Genomic DNA, 23,476 nt, shown 5'->3' with positions numbered 1-23,476 from the left:
AGTAGCGACTCGACACCGCACATGATCACTCAAGGCCGTCTTGCTGTCCGGGAAACGATCAACCCGCCGCTTAGCACAACAATCCGGAGGATAAAGAACAAGCTAGGCGCCCGCCCACGGTCCCCTCCATCCGCGCTCTCATTCTGCGCCCGGTCCAGGAGAACCCGAGCTGGGACTTCCGGCGGGTGCACGGAGAGCTCGCCACACTCGGCATCAAGGTCGCGCCGTCCACGGTCTGGGAGACCCTCAAGCAGGAAGGCCTTGATCCGGCACCCCAGCGGGCGTCCAGCACATGGGCCGACTTCCTGTGCTCGCAAGCAGACACCCTGCCGGCCTGCGACCGTCACCTTGAACGGGCAGCGCCAGTACATACTGGCCGTCATCGAGCAAACCACCCGGCGCGTTCGCGTGCTGGGCACCACCGCTCACCCGACCGCCGACTGGGCCATCCAAGCGATCAGGAATGTCCTGATGGACCTGGAAGATGCGGGCTGCCGGGCGCGCTTTCTGATCCGAGACAGGGATAGGAAGTTCCCCGCCCCCATGGACGAGATCCTCACCGAAACCGGCATCAAAACCCTGCGCACCGGCATCCGGATACCCCGCATGAACTCAATCATGGAGCGATGGGTGCAGTCCTGCCGCCACAAACTCCTGGACCGCTGCCTGCTCTGGGACGAACGCCACCTACGGCACGCCCTGCACGAGTACGAATGGTTCTACAACCAGCACCGCGCCCACCAAGCCCTGGCTCAAGCCGCCCCGCTGCGTCCCGTCCCGGAAACGATCACAGACCCTGAGCAAATCATCCACCTCAACATACGCCGAAGAGATCGACTCGGCGGCATCCTACACGAGTCCTCACATACGCCTTGACCTGCATGGATGGAATTGTCGGCAGCGCGTCCGCGTGCTCGGCACCACCGCGCCCCCGAGCGCAAACTGGGTCACCCAGGCGGTAAGGAATCTGGTGATGGATCTGGACGATGCCAGCTGCCAGGCGCGCTACCTGATCCGTGATCGGGATGGCCCCCGCCCTCGTGGACGAGATCCTCGCCGAAACCGGCATCAAGACCCTGCGCACCGGCATCCGGATGCCGCGGTTGAACTCGATCATGGAACGGTGGGTGCAGTCGTGCCGCCGTCCACTCCTCGACTGTTGCCTCCTACGGAACGAACACCACCTGCGGCAGGCGCAAGGTCGCGGTCCAGGTAGGGATCGCTGGCTCCGGTCACCACCACAATGGTCGAGGCGATCGCCTGCCGCGGCCCCTCTGTCGGGCCTTGCCACCGAGCAGCTTGGGTCGACGACAGCACTGACGACAATGTGGGCTACCCCTGACACGCAGGCAACAGCAATCACGCACTGCCACTGACCTGCGAAGAGAAAGACATGCCTGCTACGCCGCCGTCAGATCGCCCGACCAACATGGGGCTACCATCTTTGTTACATGACTAACGAATCAGACAAATCTCCCCCTATGCTAAGGCGCCGGCAAGAGGGGGTGGGTAACCTGGACGTGCGCAACCAAGAACCTGCTACAAACCTCCAGAACCATCCTAATTCCTTGCTAGTCTGAGCATCATGGAAACTCTGACATACCGTGGCGAGAAGGCAAACCTCCAAGTCCTGGCCGAGGAGATCGCAGCAGACCCCGTCCTTAAGCAGCACTGTGTGTCTGAGATTCAGATCACCGATGCAGCCGAACAGGGTTCGCTCCGCTACGGCGCGTGGGCTGAGATAACAGTAGCAATCGCTTCGGGCGTTGCAACTAATGCCATCTATGACGGACTCCGCTATCTCGTAAGCCGCGCTCGCGATCGGGGCGTAGTAACTGAGGTCGATCCGCAATCTGGAGACGACGGCCCCACAGGTACGGATGCAAGCCGAGAGTAGACACGATGAGTGTCTGTACACCTCGTTTCCTTAGTTCGTCAGGAGCGGAATTAAACCTGCGCAGTCAAATGCTATTCCTGGACGAGACTAACGTCAGCACAAACGACCTGATAACTTCTATAGCGTCATGGAACCAGCGATATATCCATGAAAGTAGCCACTGGGCCCGCTTCCATGGAAGCTCTATCGGTGTCCTTCTCGTCATTCTGCGCCGAACCCGAGACTTGCTAGCAGCCTACACGCTTCAGCATCTTGACACTCAGGACATTGCTCAGTTTTCACTAGAACGACTAGACAGAGCTTCGCTCTTTAGTTATTCAGAGCATAGCCCGCTCAATCGCCTAGGGGAGCAATTAACGCTGCAACGACAAGATTGGCTAGATCTACACTTTACGTATCAAATCTTACTAGACCCCGAATTCCTAGGTTCTTCGATTAAGCAATGGCCAGCCACTAACGCAATTCAAGCAGCCCTTGAAATTATTTGGCATCAAAGTAGTGGCGACGGGATGCTTCCGCGCCTAACTGGCGAAAGAGGGAGCGTCAGACTCGACGATCAAGTGGCTCTGATAGCAAGCAGGGAGGGCATAGTTAGCACACGACTTCTGTTTGAATGTGCGGCGGTCCTCGATGAGGTGCTGCTACAAGTTGGCAGCTTTAGCAGGATGGCGGATCCTGCTCTTTTGAAAATGCTTAGTCGCACCTTTGATGGAGAGTATGGACTTCCTTACAGATTTGCTGAGGAACTAGCAGGACGTAAGCTGGATCCAATTACCATACTAACCTTAATTGATTTCGCCATCAATCCGGTCGTGCCTGGCCTCCATTCCCAAGGAGTGGACACCGCTTGGAGGGAGATTTACCCTCCACTGCGCTTTGCCGAGGCAGCTCTCGCAATATCATCCTGGCGCGGGGAATCACTGGCGTCATGGCCTTCGGCTCAAGTGATCGCTTCCTTACAGGAAGAGATCGCGGACCGGACCGGAATTCGTATGGGGATGGTCCTTCCCGAACTCTCAGCTGCATCCTCGCTGAGCGAGTGCGCAACCCGCATCAGGCACCACGCACAACTCATTCCAGACCTTACATTGTTTTATTCCTCTAGACTCCTGCGTGACCGTCGCGACAATCCGCACTTATTGTCTCATTATGGGTTAAATTTTATTGACTCAGGGGCACTTCGCTTCGTGAATCCTACACAAGAAGATGCCTGGTGGATTTTCCCGCCCTTGAGAGTGAAAGCCGGTAGGTACTCATGGCCTATGGATCGCATTAATATCGACGAGGCTACAAACTTCTTCTTCTCGTCTGCGATTTCATCCGCATATGACGATGCAGTTCACGGAGTTGGCCCTTTAAGTCGTGAACACTTGCCTTCCGCCGAGTTTGAAGATGACGAACAGCTGTCAGCATTTAATGCAGAATTGAGAAGAGCGATCAGATTTCCTCTGTCGTGGTCAAAGAGCTAGGAATGCTGCGCTTAGGTGGATTACGCTTCACGCAAGCCTAACAAACATCAGCACCCATCCGTGGGTTGCGGCTCGAATATTCAGCCACAGCGTCCAACCTGCGGTTCGATAGCTAAGCTGGATCTCCAGCCCTCCGATTTGAGCAGTCGCTCAACCTGTTTTTAGCAACCACTCAGGCGGTAATTATCAAGATCTGCAAGCCTGCCAAGGACTGCAGATCAGCGCATGAATCGAATATTCCAGCCCCACACGATGCGGGCCGACGCTGGCGACCCGATGAGCGCGATCCGCCACCGAGCTGGTCACCCAGCGCACATCCAGTCCTACGACGTGCTCGACGTCGCCGGAATGAACTACTCGGAAATCCGCTACGCGTTGGACCGCGGCCTGCTCATCAGCCGCATCATCGTGGGTGCCAGGTTCACCTCGCGCCGCTTATCCGGCGATCGCTGCGCGGCGGAACAAGTCTGCGGGCATATCCTCATCGAGTCGCCAGGTGATGCCCATCGGCCGCTCGCCGCGGTGCTCCACGTAGCGGACCTTGCCGTGGAAGACGAAGGCCTCTGGGTGGCCGAGCTCGTTCTCCTTGCGTTCGCGGGTGAACAGCAGCACGTGGCTGCCCTGCGCCACGTGGTTCTGGTAGCGGCGACCTGTGGCCGAGGTGGCGCTGGTCCGGTTCTGGGATTCCCAGTGGAACAGGCGCGAGGTCAGGGCGTAGTCGCGGTACATCGTCTGCGGCGAGAACTCCTTCTCGTTCTTCTGCAAGGTGACGAAGAGCGCGTCGCACTGGGCCGCGGGGCTCCAGGCGACCCCTTCGCGCATGGTGGAGGGCACCAGGCCGCCCACCGAGGCCCAGCCGATCGCGGCGAGCACCTCGTCGGTGGAGTAGCGGGCGTTGACGGCCAGTGGCACGCCATCCAGCCCCACCGGCTTGGCCACATACCGCGGCCGGTCGACGCCGTAGGTGAGCACCTGCCTGATCTCGTCGCACAGCGCCGTCTCGCCGCGCAGGTGGTCCAGCGCCTCGTCATAAGTGGCGAACCCGCCTCCATCGCGCCAGAACGAGAAGAAGAGCATCCGAGTGAAGGCCTGATCAGCTGGGGACAGCGAGGCGTAGCGGGGGCCATCTGGTTGCAGCAGCCGGGCGTAGGCTTCGCCGCGGGTGCGGTCGTCCACGTGCAGCAACGCGCGGACGCGTCGCCCCAGTTCCTCCTCCAGGGCCGAGCCTTCCCCGGGCAACAGTCCGGTACGGCGCAGCAGCGAGGTCCAGTAGCGACGATTGCGGTACAGGTCGCTGATGTCGCGCCCGCTCTCCTCCAGATATCTGATGAGCGACAGCTCCGCGAGGGAGCGGATCTCCTGCGACAGCGTGTTCACCGTCGCCCCGAGCTGAACCTTGAGATCGGCCAGCAGCCGCTCCTTGGTCACCCGATCCAGCACGATCTGGCTCCCCGACGGCAGCAGCGGGAAGTCGTCCTTGACCTGCTTGTCCAGCCGCCCTCTGGAGAACCCGGTCAGCGCCTGGAACCGGTTGGCGAACCGGTACTCCTTACGGTGCTGTCCGACGAAGTCGAGCACGGTCAGCACGTCCTTCTCCGGCGTACGGCGCAGCCCGCGCCCGAGCTGCTGCAGGAAGATCGTGGCGCTCTCGGTGGGCCGCAGCATGAGCAGGGTGTCGACGTCGGGCACGTCCAGACCCTCGTTGAACAGGTCCACCGCGAACAGGAACCTGATCTCCCCATTCGCGAGCGCCTGAAGTGCCGCCTTGCGCGTGCCGTCCTCTGTCGAGCCGTCCACCGCCAGCGAGGGCAGCTCGTGCCGAGTGAAGAAGTCAGCCATGTAGTGCGCATGCCGAACCGAAACGCAGAAGCCCAGCCCGCGTACGGTCTCCAGGTTGCTCACCTTGTCGCGCACCGCGTTGAACACCAGCCGGGCACGGGCGTCGTCGCCGGTGAAGACGTTGTCGAGAGCGGAGACGTCGTACGAGCCGCGCGTCCACCTCACCCCGGAAAGGTCGGTCCCGTCGTTGATCCCGAAGTAGTGGAACGGGCAGAGCAGATCGGCATCCAGCGCATCCCACAGCCGCAGCTCGGAGGCGATCCGCCGGTCGAAGAACTCGTCCTGCACCCACGTGCCGTCGGACCGCTCCGGCGTCGCGGTCAGGCCGAGCAGTTCTTTCGGCTGGAGATGGTTGATGATCTGCCGATAGGTCGGCGCGGCAGCGTGGTGGAACTCGTCGATCACCACGACGTCGAAGTGCTCGGGCTCGAACTCCAGGATCCGGCGGGCGAGTGACTGCACGCCGGCGAAGACGTGTCGCCAGTGCCGCGACTTGTCCTCCCCCATATGCAGTTCACCGAAGTCCGGTACGGCCAGCACCTGCCGATACGTACGCATCGCCTGAGCCAGGATCTCCCGCCGATGCGCCACGAACAGCAGCGACGGCTGCCGGCCCAGCCGCTGCTGCAGGTTGCGGTAGTCGAACGCGGCCACCACGGTCTTGCCCGTGCCGGTCGCGGCGACCAGCAGGTTGCGGTGCCGGTCGTGGACGGTGCGCTCCCGGTCGAGGTCGGCCAGCATCTCGCGCTGGTGGTCGAAGGGATGCGGGACCAGCTCGGGGATGTCGAACAGCTGCTTGCCCGCCTGCGAGCGGGTCAGCGCCTCATCCAGGCGATCGGCATCGGTCGCCGGGTCGTACGGCTCGAACTGGGATCGGTTCCAGTACGAGTCGAAGGTCGCCTCGAACTTGTCCAGCAGCCGCGCGGTGGTCACCGACGACAGTCGGACGTTCCACTCCAGCCCGTCCAGCAGTGCCGCGCGGGAAAGGTTGGAGCTGCCGACATAGGCGGTGTCGAAGCCGGTGTGGCGGCGCAGCAGCCATGCCTTGGCGTGCAGTCGGGTGGAGTTGCGCTCGTAACTGATCTTCACCTGGGCGCCGAAGTCGTTGACCAGGCGGTCCAGCGCCCGCCGTTCGGTCGCGCCCATGTAGGTCGTCGTGATCACCCGCAGCGGCACATCCCGGCGCCGCAGCTCGGCCAGCGGCTTCTCAAGAATGCGCAGCCCCGACCACTTCACGAACGCGCACAGCAGACCCACCCGGTCGGCGCTCGCCAGCTCGGCCGCCAGTTCGTGCGCCAGGTTCGGGTCCTCGCGGGCGTTGGTCAGCAGGGCCGCTTCCGACAGCGACGTGAGTGGCCGACGCGGGGCGGCCGCTCCCAGGGCGTCCTTCATGATCGACAGGAGCTGGTTCGGCCCGTCCGCGATCGTCTCCGGTTCGGTGAGCTGGGCCAGCAGCCGGTTGGCCAGTGCTACCTGCTGGTCAGGGTGTCCCTTCAGCTCGGCGAAGGCCCGCGCTGCCGTTTCGCCGACGAAACGGCCCAGCAGATGGGCGACCTCCTCGCCGTCGATCTTCGACACCTCGACCAGGTGGCCGGCTTGCCGCCAGGGGTTGATCTTCGCGTCGAGCGTGCCGGTGAGCAGGGAGTCATAGAGGCCCAGGATCGGAGCGTCGGTCATGTCATGTCCTCGGAGACATAGGAAGATCACATATGTAGCTGATGCCGCTCGGGACGGCAAGGGATCACCAGGCGTCCTCGTCCGCGATGGCGGGCATGACCTCGAAGCCGCCGCTCGTGAAGCGCTCCGGCTTCGGTGGCAGCTCTGGTGTGCCCCGAGTTTGATGGAGTCACTGGTGTGTCCGGTTAGTGGAGGCCCCCACAAGCTCGGCGCGGTTCACGCCAGGGCTGGTGTCGCGGGGCCGGCCGGACTCCTTGAGCAGTTCCTTGAACTCAACCTCCGCCAGCGCTGAACGGGATCGGCCGGTTGTTGTGCCGCTGGAAATGGTCCAAGACGTCCAGCAGAAGGAGCGGTTGCGTAGGCCCCCCTCGCCGGCTGTGGTCCAGCACCGGACCTCGGCGATCCGCTCGATCCAGTCCGCGGTCGGCCTGTGTAGGGTGATCTTTCAGGTCGCGTCGGGACTGACGGTCGTGGACGTTTGAATATTGCCGAGCCTGGCGGCGACATTGACCGCGGTGTCGACTTGCTTGCACACACCACCCCACACCCAATCGAGCGCAGTAACGGCCGCAGGCCTCTGCGGCCGTCAGATCCCTCGCAATCAGCCCAGGTGTTGATCACGGCTCCCGCCAGCTTCAGATCCTCCAGCACGTCTCGGCGGACTCCTGCAACCGCATGGCGCACTTCGTTAGCGCCGGTACGACAACAGCCGCTGCATCACCAGACAACGCTCCAGATGCCTCAGGCTGGACCGCTGGATAACCCGTCCGCCCTGATAGGAAGCGGACACAGCGCCAAGCCCGGGAATCATCTCGGTCAGGTGTGCGGCGACCAGGGCGAGCAGACGCTCCCGGGCGATCACGAGGAGTTCGTGCGGCCGAGGAGAGTGAGCACGCTGACAAGGGTGGCGCCGCCGGCGCCCAGGCCGACGATGAGGGACGCAGGCCAGGACGCCTTGTCGGCGAGCATCAGGCCAGTCATGACGATGGTGGCCATGGCGGCGCACAGCAGGGCGAGCGTGATGCGCTCTGGGGGCGTAGGCGGGTTCGCCGGAGCAGGACCTGAAGACCTAGTAGCGGTCGCGTCGGGCTTGGCCACACTGCCACAACTACTGGGCTCGTGCTGGTGAAGCGGGCACACGGGGTGGTGATCGGCGTTAAGGTTTGCCTGCACAATGTCCCTTCCACACGCTTGGCCCTGCTCTGAACGAGAAGGGCTCGGGTTGTGGAGGTCTAAGCGATTCGCGCCGCGCTCCCCTCGCTTTCAGACGGCACAAAAAACTTTGGGGAGACCCGAGGGGAGATCCTGCGCTGCCCCATAGAGCTACGCAGTAGACCACCACCTGTCCCGGGCCGTGCGTGCCTTCCCTCGGCCCCCAACCCCCGAGGGGAGCGGGTACGTCGATGGCGCATTTCGAACAGCCCGGCCCACGTCCGAGCGCGCTCGAGACCAAGTCGGTCGAGTCAGGGGGCATCGACGCGGATACCGGCAGCGACGACGATCCGATATCGGAGCAAGAAGCCTCGGATCTGGTCGCCGCCGCCGTCGCCGAGGCCGAACGGGAGCTAGTGCCCCCTGAGCTGCACGAGGGCGCCGACGCGCGCCAAGCGCGACTTGAAGAAGATCAGCGCATCATGATGTTGCTGCAGCAGGATCTGGCCCAGGGTCGCGTTGATCGCTTCGACAAAATGTGTGGGCGCCTGTTGGGCTCCAGCCTGCCGATCTTGATCGGTTGGCTTCGGGCAGACAAGATCTTCGCCAAGGTCAACGAGATCCGCGCGCGGACGAACAAGACCAGGGCGAGGAGGGGATTGACTCCCCTGCCCCCGCTTGAGCGCGCCAGGTCCGACTGGAGGCGATGGAGCCAAGACGATGTTGACCAACTGGCCTTCGAAGTCGCCGAGGAAGGCATCGAGCGTTTTCGCCGCACCGTGCGTAACGGCGATTGGAACCCTGAGGGTGGAGCGGCGCTGACGACCTACTTCATCGGTGGGTGTCTGATCGCCTTTGAAAAGGTCTACCGCAGATGGTGCAGAGCTGGGGTGCTGGACCGGGTAGCCCTGTATGCCGGGTTGACCGACGATCTTGATAATTTGCCAAGTTTGCGTCCCGCTCGCGTCCGAAGTCCAGAAGATCAAGTGGTTCTGGCCGACCAGGCCCGGCACGTCATGAGCAAGATCAAAGATCCCCAGCTGCGTGAGGTCCTGTGGTTCCGCAGCCAGGGCTACAACCAGGCCGAGGCAGCTGAACGTTGCGGACTAAGCGAAAAGGCTGCTGAAGGGCGCTTAGGACGCGCCCGCAAAAGGCTTGGCAAGGAGAACCCTGCTCCAAAAGCCCAAGTGGACCCTGACGGTGCGGAGAGGTGACTGCCATGAGTAACGGAGAACGTCGCGGCACTGTGGATTCGCCGCGCATACAACCCGCTGACCGCCCGCCGATGGCACCGGCGATGGAGACCGACGACGACTTCGATCAGATGCTCGAGCGTTCGTCGCTGGGAAGTCCGGTGGCCAAGCACATTCGGGCGGGCCTACCTGAGCACTTGGCGCGCCGCATTCAGGAGCGCGGCAGGTCCGCCGGGGTATCTGCGCAGCCGTCCTTCAAGCTCAACGATCTCGTGCTGATGCTGGTGCGGATGTGCCAGTCCGCCCCCACGGCTGCACTCAAGCTTCGGCCGCGGAACATGCGTGGCTGCAACGCTGGCGCCCAAGGGACCCCACAGGCGACGATGCGGTATCTGCCACCTCCCCCTCCCCCGCCTCCGGCCTGTCGCCACATTGTGTCTTTCGAAGTGCTGCCGACGTCCCCGTCACCTGGACACGTACTTCCATTGCCGGCCTCACTGCAGTTGCCGAAACAGCTCCTTCGTAATGTGGCAGCCCTCCCCGGAGGGGCTGCCTGCATCCTGCAGTATCTGGTTGACGAGGGCATCATCGCCGACGTGGACGAGCATGTGGCTCAAGCCATCGTTTCGGCCGCGCTCTTGTGTGTCGGCCACGCTCCACCTGCTTTGCTGCGTGCCTGCGCTGCGGCATTGGACCGAGAGTCCTTCCGGCCAAAGGCCATGGGTTTGCCGCAAGACCACCTTGACGAATGTCACCTCGATCCCTCGGTTCGGTCACCAAGGCTGCCCGAGCCGAGGGAAGCATCTGTGTCAACCTCCGATGAGCAGGAACATGCGACGCCAGACCGGCAACTGTCCCAACCTGTGCGTCTAGATGCCATCAAGGAACCCGGCTGCATAGTCGCAAGTTCCCCTTCAGAGGAAACTGTTCCTGCGACTACACAGGCGAAGGTAAGCGCCGAAGACCCTGGGACAACAAACATTGGACGTATCCCGAGTTCACGCGTGATCATCTCCGGGACGGACATCACGGCTGAAGCCTCAGACTCCGTGCGGGAGGTGACGGATCGATCGAAATGGCACCGAGCCATACCGCGCAGTGCCATCGAGGTGTTGGCAGGTCCCATATCTTCGTACATCTATGCTCAGGTAGGCAGCGGCAAAACCCGCACGCTCTTGAACACGTTATTGGCAAGTGTGTTAAATGCTGCCCGCGGCATCCCTTCCGGGACGGCGATCTTGCTGCTGGACAAGGATGCCTCAACATGTCTGGCCGACCCCGCCGCTTCACCGTGGGAAAACGTTCTGCTCCATCGGTGCAGGCCAACTCGTCCAGCAGGGCTGGATAGTTCCATTAGGTCTTCGCTAGACATTGCCTCTGTTAAACCGCTAGGGCTGACTCGGCATGCCTTCGACAGACTCATAGCTAACGTACCGCATGCCTTGCCCAGAGAATTGGCAAGACTGTACGTCCCCACAACAGCTGCAGCGCTAGCCGTGCTCCACAACAATGGTGGCACCACAGTTAAGCCTTGGGATGTCAGTGCATGCGGGGCCTTGCGCTTCGTCGGTCCCACTCGGGTATGGGACGTCCATGATGATTACTGGGATACCTGCAAGGCCGCCTACATCTTGACCCCGCTCTCCTGGCCTCAGGGTGCGCCAGACTCCAGCTGCGGGGATCCCCGCCGCGGCCAAACACAGGCCACAGTAGGGACCTGGGCAAAACTGAGGGAACTCGCAGCAGAGTACGCCCTACAACGCCACCTTCTCCTCACCTCTAAGCACAGCGGGCCTTTCCGGCATGCCACCAGCCGGAGTCGGCAATACCTAAGCGAGAAGGCGCTAGAACTACTTGGGCCTGCCACTTTTGTGCGTGGCCTCATTCCGAGAACACGCTGGTCAAAATGGCCACGGGATCTCACCTACCTTCTACGAATTGAAGCGACCACCACCTCGACTGTTCCCATTTGGCATGCAGCTGCACCATTTCTCCACCCACGAGGCTTCACCGACGAGCGCCTCCAGCGTAAATCTCATTCCCATCATGACGCTGCTGTCTTTTTGTTCCAGAGCTCACACTTCGACCCTGATACCTGGCTGACAAAGAATACAGAAGAGGTATTTAGCCGCATCCAGCAGCCCTCCTTGCCACCTATTCCAAAGCATGCCGTAAGTACGAATCCCCCGAGACGACTGCTGCATTCGGCTAGCCTAGACGAACGGCACGAAATCTTGGCATTTACCAATCTTCCACACAACGCAACGCACAACGAAATCCCGCAAACTCCGGTTGAGCTATATGAGCAAGTCCTAGATCAACCGCAGGTCGACTGGCCGTCTTCAGCGGCTGCCGAGGTCAGCGACACCGACACACTCCAGAACCGACTCTGGCTACCTCAGCAGCTTGAGGATCAAGATCCAAACTCGTGGATTCGCTTGAGAGCAGCGCGACGCCTTTTCCATAGTGAGCCACCCGCGGTGAGCACCAGAGGCGACTAGGAGTCCTATACATCAAAGAACCTATGGGAACTTGAAGTCTCCAGCACTCACACTCAGGCGAGAAGTATGAACACCATCCCGGTTCCGACGCATCCGGGTATTTTACCTGCGCCTCCGGCTTCACCCTTGGCGAAGTGTTAGCGGCGAGGAAATCCTCACGGTGTAGAGTCGGTTGCGTGGACGTCTTACAGAGCGGGCCGGCCTTCAAGTTCTCTGACTGGCCGAGTGATCAGGTCCCTCGCCGGGCAGCAGGTGTGTATACCGTCTGGAGACGGGATGAGTTCATCTATGTTGGCATGAGTGGACGTGGAGCCCAGCCGGAGGATCTGGTCACTCATCCCGAACAGACAAAAAAGGCGCTAGGCCTTTGGACGCGACTTAATTCGCATGCATCCGGAAGACGATCTGGAGATCAGTTTAACGTTTACATCTGCGACCGTTTCATCATTCCAGCCTTGACGCCTGAACAGCAGGCCAATATTGGCCAAGGCCACCTAAGTCTCGACCAGATAACCAAAAGCTACGTAAGAGAGCACCTCAGCTATCGTTTTCTGATTTGCCAGGACGGCGCACAGGCTCTCGCTATAGAACGCACCATCCGCGCCGGTAGCTTGTCTGCAGGCCGCCCGTACCTCAATCCTCTGTAACCAATGTTCAGTTGCCATGGCGACCTGCAGCCCTCCGAAGATGGTTCGAGCAGGAAGGCCGTTTCATGTGCCAGAACACTAGCGTTACCGACATCGAGATTGCATATGCTGGTACCGGCAATTGGGAAGTTGTGGGCTAGTTGATCAGTGATCGCCTCAGCGGGCTTCATGATGTCCATAGTCAGGATAGCTGCTCACGCTTTGAGAGCCGAGGAACACTCATACAAACCTCAACCCGAACTGCCCATCGCCTGTGCAATAGTTCTATAGCCATCACCTCAGGGGAGCCTGCCAAGTACGATGTACTCTCGGACTCCGGCACTGCGCACGTTGCTCGAGAAGCGTCCGCTCTTCGGGTCCCGGCCCGGTGGGAGGATACGTCGGCCAGCTTGCGCGCGAGGTATTGCACGAATTTCGCTGAAACCGACCTCGGCCAGGAGCTGCTCGAAGCCTGCCGCCAGATCGAAGACACGTCCGGCCCTGACGGAGTTGGCGACCGAGTAGGCCACGAGTCCTCCCGGAGCAAGCACGCGAGCGGCCTCTGCGAGATGTGTTCGAAGGTCCTGGACATAGGCGCGTAGTGCCCTGCCAAGCGCGCTTTTCTCGCCGTTGAAGTCAGACTCGTACCATCGTTGAAACGCTGGGGGAAGCTGAACTTCTCCCGCTACGGATAGATGGCCGTATTTGGCGCCGATTTGATTGCTACGTCTCATCGGCCAGCCAAATGCCAGGTAGGTGAGCCGCTGAATCTCGAAGTAATCGTAGGTGACAAAGTATGGCGGGGACGTCACAACCGCGTCCACGCTGGCATCTCTCAAGGGAACCTGCTTCGCGTCACCTCGCAGGATCGCGGCCGGGGGGCGCCGCTGTCCGAAGATGTCGTTGAAGTCCGTCAGTGCAGCTTGTTCGGTGTCACAGTCGCGAGCAAGCTGGCGTGCCCAGCGGGGCAGGCTGTGTTCAAGCGGTATGGGCTCACGGTCGGGATCGGCGGTGACCTTGATCGAGCCAGCCAACCATCGAGACGAAGGGCGTAGTGACTGGGACAGTGCGACCGTGGCGAATCGGCGCAGCCGCATGTCGTCGATGTCCTCCAACGCCGGCTGCCATGCCGTCAGCAGGCGGGCATTGCGATCACCTAGCCATTGAGCGAGTTCGTCATGCACCCGGACTGTGTCCGCCGGCCTGATGCGTGCGATGCGTTCACACGTGGCCGCGGCCTCCCAGGGGTTGCTTGGCGGGTCCAGTCGCAGCCGTCCAACGGTGACACCGAGGGTGGTCAACTCCAGGCCTATCGCGGAGAGACCGAGTTGGCGGCCGGCGGCCACGACGGATGCCGTTCCACAGAACGGATCCAGAACCTGCCTTATGGGCCGCTGAGCCTCGGTGACGACCTGAGCCAGCATCGCCGTCACAACGTCAGCTGCGAACCGCGCCGGGTATCGGTGAAACCAGCCGAGGACGACCTGTTCCCTGGAGCGACGGAGGCGTTTGAGCGCCAGTACTGGAACCGACGCGTGGCGAGGGGTGTATGCGGGCTGCTCGCCGAATCCCCACTGCCAGGGGGTGTCTGAGGCTTCAGCGGGGACTTCTGTCACCGGCGACGCCGCCTTTCTCCGGCATCCGGGGCGCGGCGCCGATCAGGGAGACTCTACGAGGGGTTGCGATCAGGCAGTATGCATTCGCCGAGAACGCGCCGGACGTACCTGCACGAAGACCGGGTTGCGGAACACCGAGCCTGTCAGCAGACATTGGCCTTGCCCCAGCGCAGGAACCGTCGACCACAGCGCCTCGTGGACGCCTCCCGTGGTGGCGCGTACGGGAGCGAGGTTGCCAGCGGACTTCAGCTGATGGATGAACCGGGTGTTCGCCAGCTCGAACAGCTCCTCCGGCACATGACCGGGCTGCTGCGACACCAGCGCCAGGCCCATCCAGCGCTTGCGGCCGCGTCGGCTGATGACCTGCAACTGGTCCAGCACGGCGCGCATCCTGGCCGCACTTGCCCGGGAGACGAACGTGTGCACCTCTTCGATCACCACCAGCACCGGCGGGCGCGGCCGGCCGTCCTTGCCGATGGGTTCGCCACGAGCCACCGCGATCACCCTGTCGAACAGCGCCTGCAACAGAAAGGAGATGGCGATGTTGCGGGCGGCGTCGTTGGTCTCGCTCACGTCGAAAACGCTCAGGCGCCGTTCCACGAGAAGCTCGTCCACGTCCAGGTACGGAGTGTTTCTGGTCGGCATCCAGTCGAGCATCTCGGATCTACCGAGCTTGTACAGCTTGTTCCTCAACGTTGACGCAGTTGCCTTCTCCGTGGGGCCCGGCTTCACCGGGAACAGGGTCATGGCACCTGGTGTCGGGTCCTCCTGCAGACCGTCGATCAGATCGCTGAGGGTGTAGGGGCGATCAGGAGGAGGAGGCGTCGGCGCAGCAAGCGTACCCATTCTGCTCGGCCGAGACGCCTTCTCCGCCTGGCGTCGGGCGTGAGCCGTGATGGCACCCCACATTCGCACCTGAGGTTCGCTGAGTTCGAGGATGTCTGCCACGATCTCCTCGGGCACATCAGCGATCGGCACTTTGAAGGGAATGGGATCGGGTGCGTCGGTCATGCCGGCGTTCGGTACGTAGACGCGGCAATCAGGTATGCCGCGCGGACGCCGTTCGTCGAAGCGCTCTTCCAGAAGCCGTGCGAGGTGCGGCTCGTCATTTCCTTGGTCCATTCGGACATACTCACCCTCGACGTCAATGGCGACGACCGCCCAGCCAGCGCGAAGAGCTTCCTCCATCAGCACCTGGGTCGTGTTGGACTTGCCTGAGCCCACAGTGCCGAAGATGCCGACATTGCGCGGGAGGAAGCCTTTGTTTGTCGAGTCCGCCTCGACTCGGAGGTCGTCATAGCCGAGCAGTGAGCCCAATTGCATGTCGCCCTCGATGCCGAGCATCCGTCGGAGCCGGTCGCTGGGGTAGATGAACACCTGGGAGTACGGCCGGGGACGTGTCGATGTAGGGAGGACGTTCTCCGAGTTGGTGACCTCACCGAGGATCTCGATCGTGCCGGCGGCGTAGTAGGTGGGGCGGAACTGGGTGCGTTCTGGGTGGAGAAGCGTGGTCCGGCTGATGGCCGAATCGGGGCCGATTTCATGCGGGCTGTGAAAGGGGCCTTCGACGACACGTCCCAGGAAGGTGATGCCCTGTTCGGTGTCGTTGATGCCCACATACGCGTCGCGGCGGAAGTGCCGGCGCAACTGCTCGGACACCATGACACCGCTGCTGGTGTTGTCGGTCCCCTGCCCATCAAAGGCGACGAAGCCTAGAGTGATGAGCGATCGGGCAAGACTGGCTTCCGCTGCTTTGAGATCTTCAGTGGGGATTTCTTGCTCGGGGTTCGGGTGGTCCGGCTCCGCAGGCGCATCGTCATCATGCAGTTCATCTTGCGGCTCCTCGAACTCGTCGACCCGTTCGCCGCCATCGGTCTCTGTCTGGATATCAGCTTCTGAGCTCATCCTCGAGTCCTCCGTGGATCCAGATCCGTGAGTCCGTGCTCGACCCCGAGTTCCATCAACCGGGTTTCTACGAAGGTTCGGAACTCTCCGCCTTTGAACATCGTGCGAGCCACGTTGTCGGCGAGGTCGATGTGGAAGGGAAAGCCTCGCGCGGTTACGGTCACTCCCCTGTCCGGCAGACCACGCGTCCAGAGCGCGTCCGCAAGAAAGAGCGCTGCCGCCTCTTCAACACGGTCTCGGTGGCACTCCAGGAGGAACGGACGGTGCCCGGCCTTCATCAGCAGGATGGTGACTTCCGGCCCGACCTCTGCGATGAAATTCCGGAACGTGGCCCGATCCATATTGTTGAAACCGGCCTTGGTCGTTCCTGCATTCTCATCACCATCCAGGAAACCGGTGAGATCGTCGGTGAGCGTACGAAGTTCGATGAACTCCCCTGGCTCGAGGACGATGCCAGCGTTGAGGACGTCCAGATCCTCGGGGCTTTCGCTCACCGCGATGAACTGCTGGTCCAGAACGTAACGCCTCACTAGATCGAAGACGGGTGGTAAGTTCTCCTTCGGCCTGCCGACGCCGGTGCGTAGTTCGTACGGAATCAGCTCGCCGTGGATCATCCGCCAGTCGGCCTCCTGCGCGAGCAGGATCTGACGTTCGCCGAACAGCATGAGCGCACGGCTGGCCAGATTCGAGCTGCCATGCACCTTCCGAAGATTTTCAAAGAACTCCCGAGCCGTGTCGCCGGCTGTGGTCAGCTCGTGTTCGAAGACCCTCGTCACTAAGCGGACAGATTCGCCAGTGTTGGTGACGATCACTACGCCTACCTGGATCTTCGTTCCGCTCAACAGCGGTACGGCCGCTACTGTCCCATCGGAGGCGGCGACGATGCCAGAGCGCAGGAGACTCTTGGCCCATTCCATCTTCTCGGGCGAAGGGCGCCGGATTTGGGATCTTAAGCGTGGATTGTCCGACAGTATCTCGCTGCGAAGCTGCTCTCGCCGTCCATGCGAGGCAAGAACGGCCGCATCCACCCGCTCCCGCAAGTGATCAATATGCTTTTCCAGTTCCACCCATGGCGCAACCGACAGAATGTCGGCAAGGCTACGCACGTCTGGCCCTGTTGAAGGCACTTCCACTGGACCTCCAGCATGCAGTGGCGCTTCGCAACCGATCACGACACCCTGTTGCAGGGTATCGACGCGAAGGGCGAAGATCCAGGCCCTATAAGCACAAAGTCATAGAAGTCAGCGGATCCACAACGGGCGACGTTCCGACACTCCGGCCACAGGTGCCAGGTTTAGTGACATCGTGGATTTGGTCAGGTATGGCCTCTTGAGAACCAGAACTCCTGGCCAAAGTGGCACGTTAATTACCGCGGAACCACAGGTGAGCTGCCGATGTCGACCACTACAGTGCTGCCCGTGAACGACCCAGCCAAGCTCGCCAAGTTGGTCGCCGACTACGCAGCCCAGAATTCGCTGGTCCTGGTACCGGCCATCCCAGAAACAGGGATCGGGCCGGAGGTTTACCTCGATCCCGACACGCTGGATCTTCCGGCATTCCTGTCACTGGCTCGAAAAATCGGCGGATGTGTCCTTTACTTGCGATCGGAGCCGTTCGATCCCTACGCGGATGAGGACGACATCCACGAACTGCCCGCGCACCTGGTCCAGCATGTCGGTCAAGTCGGTCAAGTCGGTGTTGCGTTCACGGCCAAAGGTCTTGTCCATTTCTGGCAGCAAAGCGCGGCCTGGTACCTCGATTGGCAGCGTCTGCCGAAGGAGACCTCCGGGCATCGCGGTCTCATTATCCGGGACGAGGACGACCAGCCCAGCGCGGAGGAACGCCAACGGAGCGAGGCCGAGCTGATCGACCGCCTGCTGGCCAACCCGGAATTCCGGGCTGCCCGTGCAAGTGCCCGGCAGCGCATTGCCAGGCTTTCCGTTCCGCCGGACGCACAGGAGTGGAGCTTCTGGGACGCGATTCGTACGGCGTGTGAGCGCGCCGATGACCTCGCCAAGGTTCAATACATCCAGCTCGGTCAGCAGCTCGACGGCCTCGCGGCCGAGTTGCTGGCCGATCCCGAGTATCGGGTGACCAGTTCGCCGGCCGCTCGCAAGCAATTGGTGGACCGATTCCTCATCTCCCGGGCCGACGGGTTCAGTGAACGCTTTTCATCCTTGCGCCGCCTGCGTGACTCGGTGATTTTGAAGGACGGCGATGGCCTTGCACAGGTGGCCGGCCTTGGATGGGCTGCACCGTAGCTTTCGGAGGATCTTCCAGCTTTTCAGCTGGGCGTTCGCGCGCTCGCCGGGGCTGCGGAGCCTGGCGTGGGAGCGATTGGCCCGCTTCTGGGACTCGGGTTTGTTCCTGCCCTTGTACGGGGTGCGGATCGGGCCTTCGGCTCCTTGGTAGGCCTTGTCGGCGAGGGTGATGATCCCGGCTGTCTCCAGGGCGCGCAGGATGCCCCAGATGCGGGCGGCGCTCAGGTCGTGGGTCTTGCCCGGCAGCGCGCCGGAGGTCCACAGGATCGTGCCGTCCGGTGAGGCGATGACCTGGATGTTCATGCCGTGCACGCGGTGCTTGCCGGAGAAGTACGGACGGTCGGCGGCGATCCGGTCGATGCGGATCAGTGTGCCGTCCAGCACCAGGTAGTGCAGCCCGGCTCGGCGTGCCCGGCGAAGTGCCTGGCCGAGCTTCGGCGAGCGTGCCGACAGCAGCATCACGGCCTCTTCCACGTACCGCCACGCGGTCGCTGTCGAGACCCCGAACCCGGCCCCGAGCTCAGGAAATGTCTCTCCTTTGCGCAGGTGGACCAGCACGAGCAGGGCCTGTTGCCCCGGGTTGAGCAGCCGCCAGGTCGATCCGATCGCCTTGCGGCGCCGGCGGATGAGGCCGGCGAGGTAGTTCAGGGTTGAGCGCGACAAATCGACGGCAGCGCGATAGAACAGCATCCGAGGCCCCTGGTGGTGGCGGACGTGATTGTGGTGATCAACCCGTCTACCAGGGGTTTCGCCATGCCATCAGGTGAACGCCCACCTCGCGATCATCCTGTGATCAGCAGCCCGCCGTACGGGGATGAAAACGGCTCAATGCCTACACGCCGCTGCTGCGCCTAAACCGGACCAGCGAGGCCGTGAGCTTGCTGCGACAGTGCAGGAAAGTCTTCGACCGCCACCAAGATATCTTCGGTCTAGGCCAAGTGCTCTCCGCACTTGCCGATGTTGAAGACACGCTCGGCCACCGCGATATTGCGCTCAACCTGGAGCGAGACGCGCTGCGGCTGAGATACAGATCCAACGATCCGAATGAGATCGCGATCAGTCACCAAAATTTGGGGCTCATCCTGTTCGAGCAGGGGAACGATCTGGCCCATGCTGCCGCCCACATCACGGCGGCCTCAGTAATCTGGACCCTCACCGGCGGCGGCCATCTAGACAACTCGCTCCAGGCGCTCACTTTCTATCTTGCTGATGCGCCCGACCTCTCCAACACCCTGGGCGGCCTTGACTCCCTATGCCGAATCATCGATCAAATTGACGGTTTTCACTTCGGCAAACTCGTAGCCATACTCGCACCCGAACCGGCTGCCGCGCAAAGGGCCATGGGTATCGTGGTGGCCACCGTCAGGGCTCGCATTAGTTCAGGTCTCCATACATAAGGTCCAGGTGGCTGCTCTGCTGGCGGATCAAACTTTCAGGCGGCCAACCGAAGCTTGTCACACCTTGTGGGGCTCAATAACTCGAATCACCTCCAGCGCAGAGCTCTTCGTCCGGTGAGCGGACCGCGCTGCTGCAGCGGGTCTCCGGCGTCGTGTACGAGGCCGACGAGCTGGACGCCGCCGCCCGGACGGGGTGGAGCGTCGTGCTGACCGGGCGGGCCGGGCTGGTGGCGGACCCGCAGGAGCTGGAGCAGGCCCTGGCCAGGCTCCAGGCGTGGCCCGGCGAGCGGATCGACGTGGTGGCACGGCTGCGGCCGGAGCTGGTCACCGGGTTCGCGGCGGGCGCCGACTGACGTCAGAGGTCGTTGCCGGCGTACGACAGGTTGAAGCTCTTGTTGACCAGAGGGAAGTCGGGGACGATCGCGCTGTCGAGCGCCACCGGGAGCGCGGGCCAGTTGAAGAAGGACGGGTCCACGATCTTCAGGCGGCTGATCGTCTGATCGGGCGCGAGCTCGACGCGGTGGGCGATCGTGCCACGCCAGCCTTCGACGAGCCCCACGCCCGAGGAGCCCCCTTCGAGGGACGGTGACGCATCCGGGGCCGCGGGCGTCTCGACCAGATGCGTGATCAGGGCGATGGACGTGGCGATCTCCTCGGCCCGGATCTGGAAGCGGGCCATCACGTCCCCGCCGGTCCGGTGGGCGGGGGTGAAGTCGCCGAGGTCGGTGAAGGGGTGCCGGCGGCGGGCGTCGAGGTCCAGGCCGCTGGCGCGGGCCACGTAGCCCAGCGTGCCGAGGTCGCGGGCGGCCTCGGCCGACAGGAAGGCGGTGCCGGTGAAGCGGTCGGCGACGACGCTGTGGCCGAGGGCGAGCTCGGTGAGTTCGGCCACGTCGGCGCCGATGGCGTGCAGCATGTCGGGGTCGGGGAAGCCCCGCAGGCGGGCGCCGCCGAGGCGGGCGGCGCCGCGCAGCAGCCGGTGCCCGGTGACCTCGGCGTTGAGGCGCAGGAGTTGTTCGCGGATGCGACCGGCGTGGGCGTGCAGGATGGGGAAGGCGACGTCGTTGCAGAGCGCGCCCAGGTCGGTGACGTGGTTGTAGAGGCGTTCCAGCTCCAGCAGCACGGCTCGGGCCTGCTGCGCCCGCGCGTCGGCCGGAGCTCCGGTGGCCTCTTCCACGGCCAGGCAGTAGGCGAGTGCGTGGCCGACGGAGGTGTCGCCGCTGACGCGTTCGGCCAGTTGCAGCCCGTCGGCGGGGTGGCGGCCCTCGAAGAGCTTTTCGATGCCCTTGTGGACGAACCAGAGTCTGGCCTTGAGCTTGATGATCGTCTCGCCGACCACGGAGAAGCGGAAGTGCCCCGGTTCGATGAGACCGGCGTGGACGGGGCCGACGGGGATCTCGTACACGCCCTGGCCCTCGACGGTGACGAACGGGTACGGCCCCTCGGAGTCGCCGAAGGCGGGCGGCGGCCCGGCGTCGTCGCGCATCGGGTACCAGCCGCGCGGCCAGTGGTGGTGGCGCACCAGGCGGCGGGGGAGCGGGTGGTCGAGCGGGGTGATGCCGTACAGGTCGCGGATCTCGCGTTCGAACCGGCCCGCGGGGAAGGACAGGTGGGCCAGGCTCGGCACGGCCGGCTGCTCGGAGGGGAGCCGCAGCCGCAGCTCGGTACGGCGATCGGGGTCGCCGGCGACGAACAGGTACGCCACCCCGAACCCGTCCGCCTCCTGGCGCGCGGAGACCAGCGCCAGCCGGTGGCCGCCGGCCAGCAGGCGGGCGGCGTGGCCTGGCAGTTCGGCGGTGCCGACGTCGGCGATGGTTCGTGTGCTCATGGTGTTGCTCCGGCGATCGTGGCGGCGGCTTGCAGCAGGGGGCGCAGCGGCCCGAGCGTGATGCCCAGGACGGCGCAGGCGGCCAGGCCCGCCACCAGCGGGACGGCCAGGGTGGGCGGCAGCGCGACGGCCTCGCCGGGTCCGCCGCCCACGAGCATCGGCCGGACCTGGCGTCCGACGGCGGCGACGATGACGAGCATCAGCGCCAGGGCCGCCGCGACGGGCCAGCCCAGGCCGGCGGCGAAGCCCGCCCGCGCAATGCCCAGCTCGCTGGCGAACAGGCTGAACGGCGGGAGGCCGAGCAGGGCCAGCAGCCCCAGGGAGAACGCCCCGGCCGGCATCGGCGCCCTGGAGATGAGGCCGCGTACGGCACGGATCCGGGTGCTGCCGAGCGCCTGGTGGAGCTGTCCCGCGGACAGGAACACCACCGACTTGCCCAGCCCGTGCCCGAGGATGTGCAGCAGGACGGCGACCAGGGCGAGGTTGTTGCCGATCGCGGCGCCGAGGGCGATCAGCCCCATGTGCTCGATGCTGGAGTAGGCCAGCAGCCGCTTGTAGTCGCGCTGGCCGATGAGCAGCAGCGCGGCCCCGGCCAGGGAGGCCAGCGCCACGATGACCAGCAGCGTACGGGTGAAGCCGGTGCCGAGCGCCGCGTCGGCGATGACCTTGACGCGCAGGACGGCGTAGAAGGCCACCGACAGCAGCCCCCCGGACATCAGCGCGCACACCGGGGCTGGGGCCTGGCTGTAGGCGTCGGGCAGCCAGGCGTTCATGGGCGCCAGCCCGGCCTTGGTGCCGAAGCCGAGCACGAGCAGCATGACCGCGATGCGCATCACGCCGGGGTCGAGCCGGCCCGCGTGTTCGGACAGCGCCGTCCAGTCCAGGGAGGCCACTCCGGCGTGGTCGCCCGCGTCGTGGGTCAGGACCAGGCCCAGCAGCGCCAGCGCGATGCCGACCGAGCAGATGACCATGTACTTCCACGCGGCCTCGGTGGCCTGACGGGTGCGCCGGTGCCCGACCAGGAAGGCGGTCAGGATGGTGGTCGCCTCGATGGCCACCCAGAGCAGGCCCAGGCTGGAGGCCAGGACGGCCAGCGCCATCGCGGCGACGAACGACTGGGTCAGCACGCCGTAGCGGCGCATCTCGCGCGGGCCAGTCTGCCCGGAGGCGAGCTCGGCCGCCAGGTAGGCGGGGCCGGCCAGCATGGCCAGCAGCGCGACCGTGCCGATGACGATCAGCATGAAGGCGCTCAGCGCGTCGCTGTGCAGCAGCCCCGCCAGCGCCTCCCGCCTCCCCGCCGCGGCCAGCGCGACGGCGCAGGCCAGCAGCCCGGCCGCGGCCGACGCGCCCAGCCAGGCGGTGACCCGGTTCCAGCCGATCAGGGCGTACGCGAGCGCGGCGGCCGCGGGCACCGCGACCGGGGCGATCACCAGCAGGCTGTCCATCAGTCGTGCAACTCCCGTAGCTCGTCCAGGTCGGTGCCGCCGAAGGCGGCATGCATCCGGGTGGTCAGCACCTGCAGCACCAGTACGGCCAGCAGGACGTCCAGCGAGATCCCGAGCTCGACGACGAGCGGGACGCCGCTGGTGGTCAGGAAGGCGGCGGCGGTGATGGCGTTGTCCATCAGCAGGAAGCCCACCAGCTGTGACAGCGCCCGCCGCCGGGTCACCAGCACGAAGAACCCGATCAGCAGCACGGTCAGCGCGATCGGCACCGCGTGCGCGGCGGGGGTGGGCGACAGCCGTACCAGCGGCTGGGAGACCGCGTAGGCCAGCATCGCCAGCGCCGCCGCCACCAGCAGTGAGGTCGCCACGTTGACCAGCGGCTGTGTCTCGCGGCCCGCGCCGCTCGCCACCAGTGCGCGGCGCATCAGGTACGGCAGCAGCGCGGCGCGCAACGCACCCACCCCGAGACCGATCAGGACCAGTTCGAGGCTCCCCTGCCGGACGCCGAGGACGACGATCAGCACGGTCAGCGCCACGCCTTGCAGGGCGAACAGCCGCACGATCGGCGACAGCTCGTGCCGCCACAGCACCAGCACGCCCGTGAGCAGGAACGCCCCGCAGGCCAGGTCCAGGAGCTGGACGTACGTCGCATCGGTCATGTTCACGTCCATGT

Annotated in this window: 18 protein-coding genes and 2 pseudogenes; 8 read left to right on the top strand and 12 right to left on the bottom strand. The window is 63.7% G+C overall.

Features of this window, described 5'->3' with window-relative positions; translation table 11 throughout:
* The first annotated feature begins 348 nt into the window (after window positions 1-348).
* The 3 genes from IEZ27_RS10145 (at window position 349) to IEZ27_RS10135 (ending at window position 3,366) form a co-directional block, all read left to right on the top strand.
* Window positions 349-876 (top strand): integrase core domain-containing protein, encoded by a 528-nt coding sequence (locus IEZ27_RS10145; protein ID WP_229823817.1) that lies wholly within the window; start codon window positions 349-351, stop codon window positions 874-876.
* Window positions 877-1,585: 709 nt separating this feature from the next.
* Window positions 1,586-1,897, top strand: a complete 312-nt coding sequence (locus IEZ27_RS10140; protein ID WP_189646937.1) for a hypothetical protein — start codon at window positions 1,586-1,588, stop codon at window positions 1,895-1,897.
* 68 nt (window positions 1,898-1,965) lie between these two features.
* Window positions 1,966-3,366 carry a hypothetical protein gene (locus IEZ27_RS10135; protein ID WP_194521937.1) on the top strand — a complete coding sequence of 467 codons (1,401 nt, stop codon included), beginning with the start codon at window positions 1,966-1,968 and terminating at the stop codon, window positions 3,364-3,366.
* A gap of 435 nt (window positions 3,367-3,801) precedes the next feature.
* Here the strand turns inward: IEZ27_RS10135 and IEZ27_RS10130 are convergent, their stop codons facing one another.
* The 4 genes and pseudogenes from IEZ27_RS10130 to IEZ27_RS10125 all read right to left on the bottom strand — a co-directional run bounded on the left by IEZ27_RS10130 (window position 3,802) and on the right by IEZ27_RS10125 (window position 7,878).
* On the bottom strand, window positions 3,802-6,882 hold the full coding sequence (locus IEZ27_RS10130) for a DUF3427 domain-containing protein (protein ID WP_189646935.1): 3,081 nt from the start codon (window positions 6,880-6,882) through the stop codon (window positions 3,802-3,804).
* Between the two features lie 220 nt (window positions 6,883-7,102).
* Window positions 7,103-7,324 (bottom strand): annotated as a pseudogene (locus tag IEZ27_RS55475) (hypothetical protein); the annotation flags it as partial.
* A 246-nt stretch (window positions 7,325-7,570) separates the two neighbouring features.
* Window positions 7,571-7,744: a hypothetical protein gene (locus IEZ27_RS53760; protein ID WP_229823816.1), complete on the bottom strand. Its 174-nt coding sequence runs from the start codon at window positions 7,742-7,744 to the stop codon at window positions 7,571-7,573.
* Window positions 7,741-7,878 carry a hypothetical protein gene (locus tag IEZ27_RS10125; RefSeq protein ID WP_189646934.1) on the bottom strand — a complete coding sequence of 46 codons (138 nt, stop codon included), beginning with the start codon at window positions 7,876-7,878 and terminating at the stop codon, window positions 7,741-7,743. The genes IEZ27_RS53760 and IEZ27_RS10125 overlap by 4 nt, the downstream gene beginning before the upstream one ends.
* A gap of 407 nt (window positions 7,879-8,285) precedes the next feature.
* Between IEZ27_RS10125 and IEZ27_RS10120 the strand changes: the two genes are divergently transcribed.
* Window positions 8,286-9,248 carry an RNA polymerase sigma factor gene (locus IEZ27_RS10120; protein WP_189646933.1) on the top strand — a complete coding sequence of 321 codons (963 nt, stop codon included), beginning with the start codon at window positions 8,286-8,288 and terminating at the stop codon, window positions 9,246-9,248.
* A 473-nt stretch (window positions 9,249-9,721) separates the two neighbouring features.
* On the opposite strand, the gene IEZ27_RS10115 is transcribed toward IEZ27_RS10120, so the two are convergent.
* Window positions 9,722-9,982 carry a hypothetical protein gene (locus tag IEZ27_RS10115; RefSeq protein WP_189646932.1) on the bottom strand — a complete coding sequence of 87 codons (261 nt, stop codon included), beginning with the start codon at window positions 9,980-9,982 and terminating at the stop codon, window positions 9,722-9,724.
* 1,922 nt (window positions 9,983-11,904) lie between these two features.
* Here IEZ27_RS10115 and IEZ27_RS10110 point away from each other — a divergent pair.
* Entirely contained in the window at window positions 11,905-12,375 is a 471-nt protein-coding gene (locus IEZ27_RS10110; RefSeq protein WP_189646931.1) for a hypothetical protein, read from the top strand.
* Window positions 12,376-12,653: 278 nt separating this feature from the next.
* On the opposite strand, the gene IEZ27_RS10105 is transcribed toward IEZ27_RS10110, so the two are convergent.
* The 3 genes from IEZ27_RS10105 to IEZ27_RS10095 all read right to left on the bottom strand — a co-directional run bounded on the left by IEZ27_RS10105 (window position 12,654) and on the right by IEZ27_RS10095 (window position 16,981).
* Window positions 12,654-13,787: a hypothetical protein gene (locus IEZ27_RS10105; RefSeq protein ID WP_189646930.1), complete on the bottom strand. Its 1,134-nt coding sequence runs from the start codon at window positions 13,785-13,787 to the stop codon at window positions 12,654-12,656.
* Window positions 13,788-14,039: 252 nt separating this feature from the next.
* Window positions 14,040-15,875, bottom strand: a complete 1,836-nt coding sequence (locus IEZ27_RS10100) for an ATP-binding protein (protein ID WP_189646929.1) — start codon at window positions 15,873-15,875, stop codon at window positions 14,040-14,042.
* Window positions 15,872-16,981 (bottom strand): hypothetical protein, encoded by a 1,110-nt coding sequence (locus tag IEZ27_RS10095; RefSeq protein WP_189646928.1) that lies wholly within the window; start codon window positions 16,979-16,981, stop codon window positions 15,872-15,874. The genes IEZ27_RS10100 and IEZ27_RS10095 overlap by 4 nt, the downstream gene beginning before the upstream one ends.
* 312 nt (window positions 16,982-17,293) lie before the next feature.
* On the opposite strand from IEZ27_RS10095, the gene IEZ27_RS10090 reads away from it, so the two are divergent.
* A complete protein-coding gene (locus tag IEZ27_RS10090) occupies window positions 17,294-18,136 on the top strand; it encodes a hypothetical protein (protein WP_189646927.1) in 843 nt (280 codons plus the stop codon).
* Here the strand turns inward: IEZ27_RS10090 and IEZ27_RS10085 are convergent.
* Complete coding sequence (locus tag IEZ27_RS10085; protein WP_189646926.1) at window positions 18,047-18,826, bottom strand: transposase family protein; 780 nt, start codon at window positions 18,824-18,826, stop codon at window positions 18,047-18,049. The two genes, IEZ27_RS10090 and IEZ27_RS10085, sit on opposite strands and share 90 nt — an antisense overlap.
* A gap of 182 nt (window positions 18,827-19,008) precedes the next feature.
* Between IEZ27_RS10085 and IEZ27_RS10080 the strand changes: the two genes are divergently transcribed.
* The gene (locus IEZ27_RS10080) at window positions 19,009-19,533 is read left to right on the top strand and encodes a hypothetical protein (protein WP_189646925.1); all 525 of its coding nucleotides are present in this window, start codon (window positions 19,009-19,011) and stop codon (window positions 19,531-19,533) included.
* Between the two features lie 119 nt (window positions 19,534-19,652).
* Window positions 19,653-19,886: pseudogene (locus tag IEZ27_RS10075) on the top strand (pyridoxamine 5'-phosphate oxidase family protein); the annotation flags it as partial.
* A gap of 2 nt (window positions 19,887-19,888) precedes the next feature.
* Here the strand turns inward: IEZ27_RS10075 and IEZ27_RS10070 are convergent.
* The 3 genes from IEZ27_RS10070 to IEZ27_RS10060 are packed head-to-tail and all read right to left on the bottom strand — an operon-like array spanning window position 19,889 to window position 23,462.
* Window positions 19,889-21,358 (bottom strand): hydrogenase large subunit, encoded by a 1,470-nt coding sequence (locus tag IEZ27_RS10070; protein ID WP_189646924.1) that lies wholly within the window; start codon window positions 21,356-21,358, stop codon window positions 19,889-19,891.
* Complete coding sequence (locus tag IEZ27_RS10065; protein ID WP_189646923.1) at window positions 21,355-22,803, bottom strand: proton-conducting transporter transmembrane domain-containing protein; 1,449 nt, start codon at window positions 22,801-22,803, stop codon at window positions 21,355-21,357. Before IEZ27_RS10065 ends, IEZ27_RS10070 begins: the two co-directional genes overlap by 4 nt.
* On the bottom strand, window positions 22,803-23,462 hold the full coding sequence (locus IEZ27_RS10060) for a hypothetical protein (RefSeq protein ID WP_189646922.1): 660 nt from the start codon (window positions 23,460-23,462) through the stop codon (window positions 22,803-22,805). Before IEZ27_RS10060 ends, IEZ27_RS10065 begins: the two co-directional genes overlap by 1 nt.
* Between the last annotated feature and the right edge of the window lie 14 nt (window positions 23,463-23,476).

The organism is Nonomuraea spiralis, from assembly GCF_014648435.1.
Taxonomy (GTDB): Bacteria; Actinomycetota; Actinomycetes; order Streptosporangiales; family Streptosporangiaceae; genus Nonomuraea; species Nonomuraea spiralis.
The sequence above is the reverse complement of the archived record's forward strand: the minus strand, read 5'-3'. Positions and strand labels throughout refer to the sequence as shown.

What these genes read in the sequence shown, in the direction of transcription:
- IEZ27_RS10140 (WP_189646937.1), top strand. Translation starts at nt 1,586, where the DNA reads ATGGAAACTCTGACATACCGTGGCGAGAAGGCAAACCTCCAAGTCCTG.
- IEZ27_RS10135 (WP_194521937.1), top strand. Translation starts at nt 1,966, where the DNA reads ATGCTATTCCTGGACGAGACTAACGTCAGCACAAACGACCTGATAACT.
- IEZ27_RS10130 (WP_189646935.1), bottom strand. Translation starts at nt 6,882, where the DNA reads ATGACCGACGCTCCGATCCTGGGCCTCTATGACTCCCTGCTCACCGGC.
- IEZ27_RS10125 (WP_189646934.1), bottom strand. Translation starts at nt 7,878, where the DNA reads ATGGCCACCATCGTCATGACTGGCCTGATGCTCGCCGACAAGGCGTCC.
- IEZ27_RS10120 (WP_189646933.1), top strand. Translation starts at nt 8,286, where the DNA reads ATGGCGCATTTCGAACAGCCCGGCCCACGTCCGAGCGCGCTCGAGACC.
- IEZ27_RS10100 (WP_189646929.1), bottom strand. Translation starts at nt 15,875, where the DNA reads ATGAGCTCAGAAGCTGATATCCAGACAGAGACCGATGGCGGCGAACGG.
- IEZ27_RS10085 (WP_189646926.1), bottom strand. Translation starts at nt 18,826, where the DNA reads ATGCTGTTCTATCGCGCTGCCGTCGATTTGTCGCGCTCAACCCTGAAC.
- IEZ27_RS10070 (WP_189646924.1), bottom strand. Translation starts at nt 21,358, where the DNA reads ATGAGCACACGAACCATCGCCGACGTCGGCACCGCCGAACTGCCAGGC.
- IEZ27_RS10065 (WP_189646923.1), bottom strand. Translation starts at nt 22,803, where the DNA reads ATGGACAGCCTGCTGGTGATCGCCCCGGTCGCGGTGCCCGCGGCCGCC.
- IEZ27_RS10060 (WP_189646922.1), bottom strand. Translation starts at nt 23,462, where the DNA reads ATGACCGATGCGACGTACGTCCAGCTCCTGGACCTGGCCTGCGGGGCG.